Below are 12,899 nucleotides of genomic sequence, written 5' to 3'. Positions count from 1 at the left end.
TTTGCGCATCTCGCGATCACGGGCGGCCGGCAAAATAGGTACGAGTCGCTTTGCCCGGCATTCGCCCTCTCCGTACCGATCGCCCGCGCCGAGGTACCGGGATTCGCCCATCTTTCGGACACCCATGAAACTCGCCACCTGGAACATCAACTCCCTCACTGTCCGCCTGCCGCAGGTGCTCGACTGGCTGGCCGTCAATCCGGTCGACGTGCTGTGCCTGCAGGAACTCAAGCTCACCGACGACAAGTTTCCGCTCGATGCGCTGCAGGCCGTGGGCTACCACAGCGCGGTGTTCGGCCAGAAGACCTACAACGGCGTGGCGATCCTCGGCCGGGCGCCGATGACCGAGGTGGAGCGCAACATCACCGGCTTCGACGATCCCCAGTCGCGGGTGATCGCGGCCACGGTGGAGACGGCCGACGGCCCGCTGCGCGTGGTCAACGGCTACTTCGTCAACGGCCAGGAGCCGGGCTCCGACAAGTTCGCCTACAAGATGCGGTGGCTCGATGCGCTCAACGCGCAGATCGAGGCGCAGCTCGCGGCCTACCCGCGGCTGGTGGTGCTGGGCGACTTCAACGTGGCGCCCGAAGACCGCGATTCTTTCGACCCCGACGGCCTGCGCGACACGATCCACCACACGGTGGAGGAGCGCGCCCATTTCCGTGCCCTGCTCGACCTTGGCCTGACCGACGCCTTCCGCATGTTCGACCAGCCCGACAAGAGCTTCTCGTGGTGGGACTACCGGATGCTCGGCTTCCAGAAGAACCGCGGCCTGCGGATCGACCACATCCTGGTGAGCGATGCGCTCAAGCCGCAGGTGAAGGCCTGCACCATCGACCGGACGCCGCGCAAGAACAAGCAGCCGAGCGACCACACGCCGGTGGTGCTGGAAATCTGATTGCTATATTTTCCATAGCTAGAAGTCGACGTCTTACGCCGGCTGCGGCCACTATTTGTTTGAAACCAGGGTGACGGGCCCGGCGCGGCCGAGGTGCAGCCCCCGGAGACCGGCGCCGGCCCGACGGGACGGCCGCCCTACTCCAGCCCCAGCTCCTGGATCTTGCGGGTGATGGTGTTGCGCCCGATGCCCAGCTTCTGTGCCGCCTCGATGCGGCGGCCACGGGTGCTGGCGAGCGCCGACAGGATAAGGCGCGATTCGAAACGCCGGGTCAGTGCGTCCCACACGTCGTGGCGGCCTTCGCCCAGCAGCGCCAGTGCTTCGGCCTCCAGGCCCTGTTCCCAGCCCGCGGCCGATGGCGCGTCGCCGGTGGCGGATACCGTTGCCACGGCGGTCGATGCGGTGGCGAGGGCGCCGCCGAAGACCGATTCGGCGATCGGCGGCCACACCGGTATGTGCGTCGGGGCCGGGCTGGCCACCGGCAGCGCCGCCGGTGCGGACTGCGCGACAGCAGGTGGCGGCGCGTAGGGCGCAGCGCCTTCGGCCATCGCCACCTCGGGCGGCAGATCCTTCGGCTCGATGACCTGCGAAGGCGCCATCACCGTCAGCCAGTGGCAGATGTTCTCCAGCTGGCGCACGTTGCCGGGGAAATTGAAGTTGCTGAGCTGGGCCAGCGCCGCGTCGGCGATGCGTTTGGGCTCCACACCCAATTGCTTGGCGCTCTGCTGCAGGAAATGGCGGGTGAGCGCGAAGACGTCTTCGCGGCGCTCGCGCAGGGCCGGCAGCCGCAGCCGGATCACGTTCAGTCGGTGGAACAGATCCTCGCGGAAAGCACCGTCCTTCACCCTCTGCTCCAGGTCCTGGTGGGTGGCGGCGATCACCCGCACGTTGGCCTTCACCGCGCTGTGGCCGCCGACGCGGTAGAAATGGCCGTCCGACAGCACCCGCAGCAGGCGGGTCTGCAGGTCGAAGGGCATGTCGCCGATCTCGTCCAGGAACAGGGTGCCGCCGTCGCCCTGCTCGAAGCGGCCGCGGCGCATCGTCTGCGCGCCGGTGAAGGCGCCGCGCTCGTGGCCGAAGAGTTCGGATTCGAGCAGGTCCTTCGGAATGGCCGCGGTGTTGATCGCGACGAACGGACCGTTGGCGCGCGGCGAATGCTTGTGCAGCGCACGCGCCACCAGTTCCTTGCCCGAGCCCGATTCGCCGGTGATCATCACCGTGACGTTGCTCTGGCTCAGACGGCCGATCGCACGGAATACGTCCTGCATCGCCGGTGCCTGGCCCAGCATCTCGGGCGCGGCGGCCATGCGCTCCTCGGCCACTTCCTCGCGCTGGCTTTCCTCCACCGCGCGGCGGATCAGTTCCACCGCCTTGGGCAGGTCGAAGGGCTTGGGCAGGTACTCGAAGGCGCCGCCCTGGAAGGCCGACACCGCGCTGTCGAGGTCGGAGAACGCGGTCATGATGATGACCGGCAGGCCGGGGTGGCGCACCTTGACCGTCTCGAGCAGGTCCAGGCCCGAGCCGCCAGGCATGCGGATGTCGCTCACCAGGATCTGCGGGCCCTGGTTGTCGGTGTCGTCGTCGCCGATCTCTTCCAGCGCGGCCAGCACCTCGCGCGGGTTGGTGAAGCTGCGGGTGGGCAGGTCCTCGCGCAAAAGCGCCTTTTCCAGCACGAAGCGGATGGATTGGTCGTCGTCTACTATCCAGATCGGCTTCATGAATTGCGCTCGCCTCAGAGTCAGCTTGGGGTGAATGTCATGGCAACGGAATCAACAGTTTGAAATCCGTTCGGCCGGGAACGCTGTCGCACTCGATCAGGCCGTGGTGCTGCTGAACGAAGGTTTGCGCCAACGTCAGCCCCAGCCCCGAACCGCCTTCCCGCCCCGATACGAGCGGGTAGAAGATACGGTCCTTGATCGAGTCCGGCACGCCGGGCCCGTTGTCGATGACATGCAATTCCAGTGCCAGTCGGTAGCGCTGCTTGCCGAAAGTGACCTGCCGGGCGATCCTAGTGCGCAGCAGGATCTGGCCGTCGCCCTCGGCGATCCGCTCGGCCAGGGCCTGCGCCGCGTTGTGGGTGATGTTGAGCACCGCCTGGATCAACTGCTCGCGGTCGCCGCGGAACTCGGGGATTGAGGTGTCGTAGTCGCGCACCACCCGCAGGCCGCGCGGGAACTCGGCCACGATCAGGGAGCGCACCCGCTCGCAGACCTCGTGGATACTGACGTCGCCCACCACGTGCGGCCGGCGGTGCGGCGCTAGCAGCCGGTCGACCAGCGTCTGCAGTCGGTCGGCCTCGTGGATGATGACCTGGGTGTACTCGATCAGGTCGCGCGATTCGACCTCCATCTGCAGCAGCTGCGCCGCGCCGCGGATCCCGCCGAGCGGGTTCTTGATCTCGTGGGCCAGGTTGCGGATCAGTTCCTTGTTGGCCTGGGCCTGGTCGATCAGCCGCTCTTCCCGGTCCTGCTTGACCTGTTGCTCCAGGGGCAGCAGCTCGACCACGATCTCGCCGCGCCGATCGGTCTGCGCCACGATCACATGGACCGGGAACGACTCCTGGTTGGCACGCTTGACCCAGGCCTCGTAGCGCAGCGCCGCGAAGACGTTGCCGTGCGCACCGTCGAGCGCGTTGCGCAGCGCATCGGGCTCGGTGAAGAAGTCGATGAAGGAGGTGCCCTCGATCGTCCGGCGCGAGGTGCCGATCGCGTCCTCCAGCGCCGAGTTCGCGAACAGCACCGCGCCGTCGGGCCGCACCACCGCCACCAGCGTGGCCAGCAGGTCGAAGGCGCGGTACCGCGCGGCGCGCGAGCTCAGCTTGGGACCACCGGGTATGCGCAGGCTCATCGGGAGGCGGGCAGGCGGGCGATCTCGCGCTTGATGCCGGCGATGTCGCCGTCGTTGCGGGCGATGCTCGCCTTCAGCTCGGCCACGCGGTCGCGGTATTTCTGGTTGTCGGCCGTTTCGTTGGGCAGGCGTTCCGGCGTGCCGTTGGCGTATTCGCGCAGCAGGTCGGCCTGGCGGGCTTCGGCCCGGCGCAGTTCGCCTTCGAGGATGGCGCGGGCGTCGGAGTCGCGCGCCCGCTGCTCGCCGGTGTCGATACGGGGCGCCGACGGCGGGGCGGTGACGACGTTGCCGCCCCCTCCACCGCTGGCCTGCGGCGCGGCGGACGGCCGGGTGCCCTGGATCACCGTCACGTTACCGCCCTCGACCAGCTTGCAGTCGCGCTGCTTGGCGCTCGCGGAGCTGTTGGTGTATTCGTTGCCGCAGCGATAAATGCGGTCCTGGGCCGTGGCGGGCGTTGCGGCCGCCAGCAGCGTGGCCGCGGCAGCCACGGAAAGAATGAATGCGATTGTCATGCGGTGTCGGGTGAGGGGCACGGAGCCGGCCGGGAGGGGCCTCAGTATCCTGCAAATCCCTTGCCGGTCCACCAAAACCCGTGGATTCGACGGATGGCGCCGATAGGCGGCCGCGCAACAAAAAGGGCGGCCGAAGCCGCCCTGGGGAGCCCTGCGGTGCGCAGGATTACAGCGAGTAGTACATGTCGAACTCGATCGGGTGGGTGGCCATGCGCAGACGCGTGACTTCGCCCATCTTCAGCTCGATGTAGGCGTCGAGCATCGAATCCGTGAAAACGCCGCCCTTGGTCAGGAACGCACGGTCCTTGTCCAGGTATTCCAGCGCCTGGTCGAGGCTGTGGCAGACGGTCGGCACCAGCGCGTCTTCTTCCGGCGGCAGATGGTAGAGATCCTTGGTGGCGGCTTCGCCCGGATCGATCTTGTTCTCGACGCCGTCGAGGCCTGCCATCATCAGGGCCGAGAAGCACAGGTACGGGTTGGCCAGCGGATCCGGGAAGCGCGCTTCGATGCGGCGGCCCTTCGGGTTGGCGACGTACGGGATGCGGATCGAGGCCGAGCGGTTCTTGGCCGAGTAGGCCAGCTTCACCGGAGCTTCGAAGCCGGGCACCAGGCGCTTGTAGCTGTTGGTGCCGGGGTTGGTGATCGCGTTCAGGGCACGGGCGTGCTTGATGATGCCGCCGATGTAGTGCAGCGCGAATTCCGACAGACCCGCGTAGCCGTCGCCGGCGAAGAGGTTCTTGCCGTCCTTCCAGATCGACTGGTGCACGTGCATGCCGGAGCCGTTGTCGCCGACGATCGGCTTGGGCATGAAGGTGGCCGTCTTGCCATAGGCGTGCGACACGTTCCAGACCACGTACTTCAGCAGCTGGGTCCAGTCGGCACGCTGCACCAGCGTGCTGAACTTGGTACCGATCTCGTTCTGGCCGGCGCCCGCCACTTCGTGGTGGAACACTTCGACCGGGACGCCCAGGGATTCGAGGATCAGGGACATCTCGGCGCGCATGTCCTGCGTGCTGTCGACCGGTGGCACCGGGAAGTAACCGCCCTTGGTGGTCGGACGGTGGCCCTTGTTGCCGCCTTCGATCTTGGCACCGCTGTTCCACGGTGCCTCGTATTCGTCGATCTTGAAGAAGGTGCCCGACGCGTCGGTGTTCCAGCGGATGCCGTCGAAGATGAAGAATTCGGGCTCGGGTCCGAAGAAGGCGGTATCACCCAGGCCGGAGGCCTTGAGGTAGGCCTCCGCGCGCTTGGCGATCGAGCGCGGATCGCGGTCGTAGGCCTTTCCATCGCCCGGCTCCAGCACGTCGCAGGAGATGAACAGGGTGGGTTCTTCGAAGAACGGATCGATGTTGGCCGTAGCCGGGTCCGGCATCAGCAGCATGTCGGAGGCTTCGATGCCCTTCCAGCCTGCGATCGAGGAGCCGTCGAATGCGTGGCCCGAGGTGAACTTGTCTTCGTCGAAGTGGGAAACGGGCACGGTCACGTGCTGTTCCTTGCCACGGGTGTCGGTGAAGCGGAAGTCGACAAACTTGACTTCGTTTTCTTTCACCAGCTTCATCACGTCTGCGACGGTCTTTGCCATCAGGGCTCTCCAGTTATGTGCGCGTTGAGAAATAAGTGCGGCGGTGGGGGAATGCAGTTTCTGTGCCAAACGTGGTGCATCGGTGCCTGCTGCATCGGCCTTCCATTCTGCCTCCGCACGGAGCCGGTCCCGCATCTGGGGCGGAATTCTGTCCGGCGCGTATTGCGGGACGTCCAAAACGCACCGATCGCGGGCGCCATGCGCGACGCACTACATTCGATCCGCTAACGCACCAGCTCGGGGCCCAGCGGGATGTCCATGGATCGAAGTTCGGCCAGCAGCAGCGGAAAGACCTTCTCGACCAAGGCCACCTGCCCCTTCACGCCCAGTTCGATATGCCGTCCGTGCACGGGATGGTCGACGCTCGGCAGGCTGAAGATGCGGATGCCAGCGTGCTCGTGCTCCAGGCGCTCCATCAGCGGCGTCAGCGTCGCCTCGATCGAGCCGTAGACCACGACCGAATGCTCGCGCTGCAGGTTCTGGTGCGCCAGGTGGGCGTAGTGGTGGTCCAGCACCCATTCGATCATCGGCCAGGCCATCACCGGGAAGCCCGGCACGAAGTGCACCGTGCCGCCCGCCGGCCCGTGGCAGCTGAAGCCGGGAATCTTGTTGTACGGGTTGGGGATGATCCGGGCACGCTGCGGAAACACGCCCATGTTGAGCCGATGCACGTTGTCGGCACGGTCGGGCTCGTAGGGCACGCACTGCTCGCGTGCGGTGTCCTGCATCCGCTCGCGGATCAGTGCCTCGGCCTCGGGGTGCAGCTGGAGCGGCTCGCCGAGCGCGCGCGCCGCGCACTGGCGGGTGTGGTCGTCGGGAGTGGCGCCGATACCGCCACAGCTGAAGACCACGTCGCGGCTCGCGAACGCCCGCGCGAGCGTGGTGGTCAGCCGGTCGGGCACGTCGCCCACGTAGTCGGCCCAGGCCAGATGCAGGCCGCGGGCGGCCAGCAGCTCGATCGTCTTGGGCATGTGCTTGTCGGCGCGCTTGCCCGAAAGAATCTCGTCGCCGACGATGATCAGGCCGAAGGACGGTGCCCCTTCCAGCGCCGGCAGGGCCGACGCGTCAGGAGAGGGTGCGATGAGGTAGGGGATGGTCGGCTGGCTCATCCGACAATGCTAGCGCCTGGCGGCCGTCCGTGCCGGCACCCGGCGAAGGCGCCGCCTCGGCCCGCAACGCTTCCAGCGCCGACAGGCCGAAGTGCAGGAACCAGAGCGACGAGAAGGCGAAGATCAGCGTGTAGATCCACACCGCCACCAACAGCAGCACCGGGAAGAAAGCGGCGAAGAACAGGGCCCCGGCGGCCCACACCAGGCCTGGCGCAGTGCCGAGGTATCCGCAGACGATGCCCATGATCAGCATCCGCCCGCCGTGGCGCCGCAGCAGCGTCCTGCGCTCGGAGGTGCTGGCATGCGTGGCCAGCGCGTCGAAGGCCATCACCCGGTAGGTGAGCCAGCCCCAGATCAGCGGCGGGATCAGCAGCACCAGGGGAGGCACGAGCCACAGCGGAACCGACAGCACCAGCGCCACCAGCGCGATGGCGCTGGCGCCTGCCGACCAAATGACGCTCTGCAGCAACGAAGCACCATGGCGCCGCTCCAGCACCGGAAAGCGCCGCCGGGCGACCAGCCCGGTCAGCGCCGGCGTCATGACCAGCGCGACGACCAGCATCGACACCACCACGATGACCGGCACTGCCACCAGGACCACCAGCACCGGTGCCAGGGCCGACTGCATGCCGCCCATCTGCAGGCCCTGCATCCAGCTCCAGAAGCCCTGCAGCCAGTCGGCGGTGCTCAGCCAGTCCAGCGTCCAGGCCACGGCCGGCGCCCAGTACAGGTAGCCCAGACCGCCGACGGCCGCGACGATCAGCGCCAGCGGCAGCAGCGACATCGCGATCACCCGCGGATAAAAGCAGTACGCCAGGGCGCGCCAGAAGGAGTCGAAGATCAGGGCCATCCCGCAAGCATAGCGGGCAGATCCGCCGCGCCGTATCGGCGCGTGGCGCGACCGCCGTCCGGCCGGCACGACGGCGGCGCGCAGGTCAGGCGCGGCCCACCAGCCGCTTCAGCCCCTGCCACTGCTGCGACCAGAACCCGTGGCCGTAGTCGCGCACCTTGCCTTGCGCGTCGGGCTCGACCTGGTCGCGGATGCCGGTCGGGTCGTAGCGCACCACGAAGTCCGAGGTGCGGAACAGCATGTCCCACCACGGCAGCAGCACGCCGAAGTTGCAGCCGCCCAGGCGCGGACCGACGCTCGGCACGCTCTCGCCGGCATGGCCGCCCTCCACGGCGGTGTTCCGCACGCCGTCGGGCCATTCGTGGCCGACGCCGATGCTGTGGTGCCGGCGGTGGAAGCGCGGGCTGACCCACAACCGCTCGCCCAGGCTGCCGAACCAGACGCGCAGGTTGGCGTGCTGCAGGTTCTCGCTCAGTTGCATGATCGCCACCACCGCGATGAACTGCCCCGGCGCGATGCCGATCAACTGGGCCACCACCACCACGATGCAGTCGTGCAACAGCGAATCCAGCAGGTGGTTGCGGTTGTCGCTCCACATGGTCATCTGCCGCTGCGAATGGTGCAGCGCATGCAGATTCCACCACCAGTTGAGCTGGTGCTGGCCGCGGTGGATCCAGTACTCCAGGAAGTCGAATATCACCAGGTAGATCACGAGGCTGGCCAGCGGCAGATCGGTCACGCCGGGCCATACCTCGTCGACATGGAAGGTACTCCAGCCCTGCACCCGTAGCAGGCCGAACAGTTCGTCGAACAGCGGATCGGCCATGAAGAACAGCGCCACCCTAAAGACGCCCAGCCGGTGGATCAGGGTGTAGAGGATGTCGACCCGGATCGCCGCCCGGTCGCGCACCGGCTCGGCCGGGCGCCAGCGCTGCAGCGGGCCGATCACCGCCACCATCACCAGCAGCTGCATCAGCCCGACCAGCAGCCAGCCGGTGGCGTCGTAAGCGTCCTCCAGCAGGTTGCCCATGTGCAGGGAGAAGAGCAGCGGCTGCACCGCGGCCTCGAAGAGCCATTGCTGGGCCAGGGAAAAAAGATCGGTGATCGCGTCCATGGTTCGGTGGTTCTACTCGGTGGCGCACGGCGCCGGGTTCGGGCCGCGGCCGCTCAGCGGTGCTGGGCGATCCACTGGCGGTAGTCGGGATGGTCGCGCAGCGTCGCGAAGCAGTAGCCCCTCTGCTGCAGGCCGGTGATCAGCGGCTCCAGCACGCCCGGCGCCCAGGCGTCCTTGCGCGACCAGATGCCCAGGTGGGCCAGCAGGATGTCGCCGGGGCGGATGTCCCGCAGCGCCTTGGCCAGCAGGGCCTGGTTGGGATAGCGGTCGCTCGGCAGTTCGTCGCCCAGGAAACCGGCCGGCGCCCAGCCTACATGGGCGAAGCCGCAGCCCCGCGCAGCTGCCAGCAGGGCCGGCGAGGTCTTGCCGCCCGGCGCGCGGAACAGCGGCAGCGGCGCCTGGCCGGTGATCTGCTGCAGGCGGGTCTCGGAGCGCTTGATCTCGGCGCAGTACGCGGCGGCGTCCATCGTCAGGTCGCGCCCTTCCTGCGGGCCGGCCGAAGGACGGATGCGGAAGCGGGCGCCGGCCTCGCCCGCCGTCGGCGGCAGGTCGGCCCGCCAGTAGGCATGGTCGTAGGTGTGCGAGGCGAAGGCGTGGCCTTCGGCGGCGCGCGCCTTCCACCAGGGTGCCCAGTGGTCGCCCAGGCTGCCGTCGCCTTCCTGGGTACGCTCGTTGGCGGCGAAGAAAGTCACCTTCACCTGGTGGCGCCGTAGCACGTCGGCGATCAGGGGGGCCACCGCCATGTGGCCGGTGTCGAAGGTCAGGTAGACCGGCCTTTCGCAAACAGGCGCCGCAGCCGTTTTCTGGGCGCCGAAAGTGGCGCTTGCAGGCGTTGCACATAGGCCTATAGCTACTAATTTAGTAGCATGGCGCCTGACCAGATCAGCGGCGCGCATGGTCCAGCGTCCACACGCCGTGCGGCGAGCGACCCACGACCACCTGCCGGACCACCTGGCGCGAATGGGTGTCGATGACGGTGAGCTTCTTGGCCCAGCGCGAGGTGACCAGCAGGTAGCGGCCGTCGGACGACACATCCATGCAGTCGGGGCCGCCCGGTGCCGGATAGCTGGCCACCGTCTTCAGAGCGAGGTAGTCGATCTTGCTGATCGTGTTGGCCACCCGGTTGCTCACGTACACATGGCGGCCGTCGCCGGCGGAGCGGAACGCATGGGCACCCTTGCCGGTGTCGATCTGGCCGGTGCGGCGTGGTTCGGCCCCGCTCACGTCGAAGATCTCGACACCGTCGCTGCCGGTCAGTCCCAGCAGCAGGGTGCGGTCGTCGGGCGTGACGAAGACGTCCGCCGGCATCGCTCCGGTGCGGGTGCGCCACTTGATCGCCTGCGTCGCCATGTCGATCGCGACCAGCTCGTCGCTGTCCTGCATCGACGAATAGACGGTCGTGCTCTTGCTGTCGATCCACAAGTGGCTCGGTGTCTTGGGGGTGGAGACGCGCTTGACCAGCACCGGCTCGCGACCGTCCCAGCGGTAGATGTCGACATGGTTCAGCCGGTTGGCGGCGGTCACGAACCACTTCATGTCGGGCGAGAACTGCAGCTGGTACGGATCGACGATGCCGCGGATCGTGCGCTGGACCTCGGCCGTGCGCGGATCGAGGAAGGTCAGCGAATCGCTCAGCGCATTGGCGACGATCAGCGACTTCTCGTCGGGCGTGAGGTAGAGGTGGTGCGGCTCCTTGCCGGTGGGAATGCGCTGCGTCTCGGTCCAGGTGGTCGGGTCGATCACGCTGACGTCGGCGTCGAGCGAATTGAGCACGAAGACCGGGTGCCGCAGCACCATGTCGCCTGACGTCGGCGCGGCGGCAGCAGCCGTTGCGCGGGCTGCCGGTACCTGGACCGGTGCAGGCTTCGGCTGCTGGGCCTGCACGAGGGAAGGCAAGAGGCCTGCCGAAAGCGCCGCCGCAACCGCTGCGCGCGCCAGAATACGAACACAAAACATCAGTCCAACCACCTTCCGCTTGACCGGCAAGTGTAGCGGGGCGGCATTCGGCGAATGTCCCTGAAAAGGTAACGGACTCGCAAGCCCCGCCGGCCCCCGCGGTCGCGCTCAGCGGGGGATCAGCAGCGCCATATCGTCCGGTCCCAGCCAGCGCCAGGTGCCCGGCGCCAGATCGGCCGGCAGCTCCAGCCCGCCGATCCGCGAACGGTGCAGGCTTTCCACGCGGTTGCTCACCGCGGCCATCATCCGCTTGACCTGATGGTACTTGCCCTCGGTCAGCGTCAGGCGCAGGTGGCGCGAGACACCCGGCTCGCCGACGATCTCGCAGGCGGCGGCCTTGACCGGTCGGGGATCGTCGTCGAGCACCACGCCGGCCAGCAGCCGGTCGACCTGGCTCCGGTGCAGGGGATGGCAGGCCGTCACCTCGTAGACCTTCGGCAGGTGCTTCTTCGGCGAGCTCATGCGGTGGATGAACTGCCCGTCGTCCGACAGCAGCAGCAGCCCTGTAGTGTCCTGGTCGAGCCGGCCGACCGCCTGTACGCCCTGCACCGCGCTCTTGGTGGGGCGTAACCGCAGCGGCGACGGCAGCAGCGTGTAGATGCTCGGGTAGGTCGAGGGCTTCTGCGAGCACTCGGTGCCGGCGGGCTTGTGCAGCATCAGATAGGCCTTCTCGTGCACCTGCCATTCGGTGCCCTGCACCCGCAGCCGCAGGCCCTGCATCTCGAAATGCGCGGTCGAGTCGATGCATGCCGCGAAGTCGGCACTGCCCGCAGCCGCGACCTGCACCAGGCCCTGCTGGACCAGGCCCGCGCAGACGCGGCGGGTACCGAAGCCCTGGCTGAAAAGAACGTCTTGGAGCTGCATGGAAAAGAAGAAAGACAAGGACGGCGCCGGCCCGCCGCACGGAGCGACGGCGCCCGTCGCTATTTCTGGTGACTGAGTGCGTTGCTGACCATGCGCGAGGTGATGTCCACGATCTGGATCATCCGGTCGTAGGGCATGCGCGTCGGGCCGATGACGCCCAGGGTGCCGACGATCTGGCCGTCGACCTTGTAGGGCGCACTGACCACCGACAGTTCCTCGATCGGCACCACCTGGCTCTCGCCGCCGATGTATATCCGCACGCCCGCCGCCTGGCTGGAGACCTCCAGCAGGCGCATCAGCTGGGTCTTCTGCTCGAACAGCTCGAAAGCCCTGCGCAGCTGGCCCATGTCGCTGGAGAAGTCGGTCACGGCCAGCAGGTTGCGCTCGCCCGAGATCACCACCTCGTCCTGCGACTGGGCCAGCGCGTCGGAGCTGGCGCTGACCGCCGCCTGCATCAGCGAGGCGATCTCGCCCTGCAGCCGCTGCACCTCGGTCTTCAGGCGCTCCCGCACCTGCTCGATCGCCAGGCCGGCGTAGTGCGCGTTGAGGAAGTTGGAGGCCTCGACCAGCTGGATCTGGGTGAAGTCGGTCTCGGTGAAGATCACCCGGTTCTGCACATCGCCTTCAGGCGAGACGATGATGACGAGGACGCGACGCTCAGAAAGCCGCAGGAATTCGATGTGCCGGAACACCGAGGTGCGGCGCGGCGCCATCACCACGCCCACGAACTGCGACAGGTTCGACAGGATGTGGGCCGCGTTGGCGATCACCTTTTGCGGCTGGTCGGGCATCAGCGCGGGGGTGTCGAGCGGGCTGCGCTCGGCGGTGAGCATCGTGTCGACGAAGAGGCGGTAGCCGCGTGCGGTGGGGATGCGCCCGGCCGAGGTGTGGGGGCTGACGATCAGGCCCAGCGCTTCCAGGTCGGACATCACGTTGCGCACCGTGGCGGGCGAGAGTTCGATGCCGGTGGCCCGCGACAGGGTGCGGGAACCCACCGGCAGGCCGTCTGCGATGTAGCGCTCTACCAGCGCTCGGAGCAACAACTTGGCGCGGTCATCGAGCATCGGCGCATTCTAAGGGCCCGCGTCGCCCCGGGAAGGCTCCGCGACCCTGTGCCCGACGCTGGAGAAACATACAGGCCGCGCGAGGTTCCTGTGATGTAATTTG

The 12,899-nt window shown here is 67.6% G+C and carries 12 protein-coding genes; 1 reads left to right on the top strand and 11 read right to left on the bottom strand.

Annotated features, from left to right (window positions below):
* Nucleotides 1–124: 124 nt before the first annotated feature.
* A complete protein-coding gene (gene xth / locus DFQ15_RS03360; RefSeq protein WP_110464613.1) occupies nucleotides 125–898 on the top strand; it encodes an exodeoxyribonuclease III in 774 nt (257 codons plus the stop codon).
* A 137-nt stretch (nucleotides 899–1,035) separates the two neighbouring features.
* Here xth and ntrC read toward each other — a convergent pair whose 3' ends face one another.
* The 11 genes from ntrC to hrcA all read right to left on the bottom strand — a co-directional run bounded on the left by ntrC (nucleotide 1,036) and on the right by hrcA (nucleotide 12,796).
* Nucleotides 1,036–2,616, bottom strand: a complete 1,581-nt coding sequence (gene ntrC, locus DFQ15_RS03355) for a nitrogen regulation protein NR(I) (protein ID WP_110464612.1) — start codon at nucleotides 2,614–2,616, stop codon at nucleotides 1,036–1,038.
* Between the two features lie 37 nt (nucleotides 2,617–2,653).
* On the bottom strand, nucleotides 2,654–3,745 hold the full coding sequence (glnL, locus tag DFQ15_RS03350) for a nitrogen regulation protein NR(II) (protein ID WP_110464611.1): 1,092 nt from the start codon (nucleotides 3,743–3,745) through the stop codon (nucleotides 2,654–2,656).
* Nucleotides 3,742–4,257 (bottom strand): hypothetical protein, encoded by a 516-nt coding sequence (locus DFQ15_RS03345; protein ID WP_110464610.1) that lies wholly within the window; start codon nucleotides 4,255–4,257, stop codon nucleotides 3,742–3,744. The genes glnL and DFQ15_RS03345 overlap by 4 nt, the downstream gene beginning before the upstream one ends.
* Nucleotides 4,258–4,423: 166 nt before the next feature.
* Nucleotides 4,424–5,839, bottom strand: a complete 1,416-nt coding sequence (gene glnA, locus DFQ15_RS03340) for a type I glutamate--ammonia ligase (RefSeq protein ID WP_110464609.1) — start codon at nucleotides 5,837–5,839, stop codon at nucleotides 4,424–4,426.
* A 224-nt stretch (nucleotides 5,840–6,063) separates the two neighbouring features.
* Nucleotides 6,064–6,885, bottom strand: a complete 822-nt coding sequence (locus DFQ15_RS03335) for a competence/damage-inducible protein A (protein ID WP_233504259.1) — start codon at nucleotides 6,883–6,885, stop codon at nucleotides 6,064–6,066.
* A gap of 19 nt (nucleotides 6,886–6,904) precedes the next feature.
* Nucleotides 6,905–7,798 carry an EI24 domain-containing protein gene (locus DFQ15_RS03330; RefSeq protein ID WP_110464607.1) on the bottom strand — a complete coding sequence of 298 codons (894 nt, stop codon included), beginning with the start codon at nucleotides 7,796–7,798 and terminating at the stop codon, nucleotides 6,905–6,907.
* Between the two features lie 85 nt (nucleotides 7,799–7,883).
* Nucleotides 7,884–8,912, bottom strand: coding sequence for a sterol desaturase family protein (locus DFQ15_RS03325; RefSeq protein ID WP_110464606.1), 1,029 nt, complete (start codon nucleotides 8,910–8,912; stop codon nucleotides 7,884–7,886).
* Between the two features lie 53 nt (nucleotides 8,913–8,965).
* Nucleotides 8,966–9,808 (bottom strand): polysaccharide deacetylase family protein, encoded by an 843-nt coding sequence (locus tag DFQ15_RS03320; protein ID WP_110464605.1) that lies wholly within the window; start codon nucleotides 9,806–9,808, stop codon nucleotides 8,966–8,968.
* A complete protein-coding gene (locus DFQ15_RS03315; RefSeq protein WP_233504258.1) occupies nucleotides 9,795–10,709 on the bottom strand; it encodes a YncE family protein in 915 nt (304 codons plus the stop codon). The genes DFQ15_RS03320 and DFQ15_RS03315 overlap by 14 nt, the downstream gene beginning before the upstream one ends.
* Before the next feature lie 267 nt (nucleotides 10,710–10,976).
* Nucleotides 10,977–11,732, bottom strand: a complete 756-nt coding sequence (locus DFQ15_RS03310; protein ID WP_110464604.1) for a 16S rRNA pseudouridine(516) synthase — start codon at nucleotides 11,730–11,732, stop codon at nucleotides 10,977–10,979.
* 59 nt (nucleotides 11,733–11,791) lie between these two features.
* Nucleotides 11,792–12,796: a heat-inducible transcriptional repressor HrcA gene (gene hrcA, locus DFQ15_RS03305; protein ID WP_110464603.1), complete on the bottom strand. Its 1,005-nt coding sequence runs from the start codon at nucleotides 12,794–12,796 to the stop codon at nucleotides 11,792–11,794.
* Nucleotides 12,797–12,899 lie beyond the last annotated feature (103 nt).

This window comes from Xylophilus ampelinus, assembly GCF_003217575.1.
GTDB classification, from domain to species: Bacteria; Pseudomonadota; Gammaproteobacteria; order Burkholderiales; family Burkholderiaceae_C; genus Xylophilus; species Xylophilus ampelinus.
The sequence above is the reverse complement of the archived record's forward strand: the minus strand, read 5'-3'. Positions and strand labels throughout refer to the sequence as shown.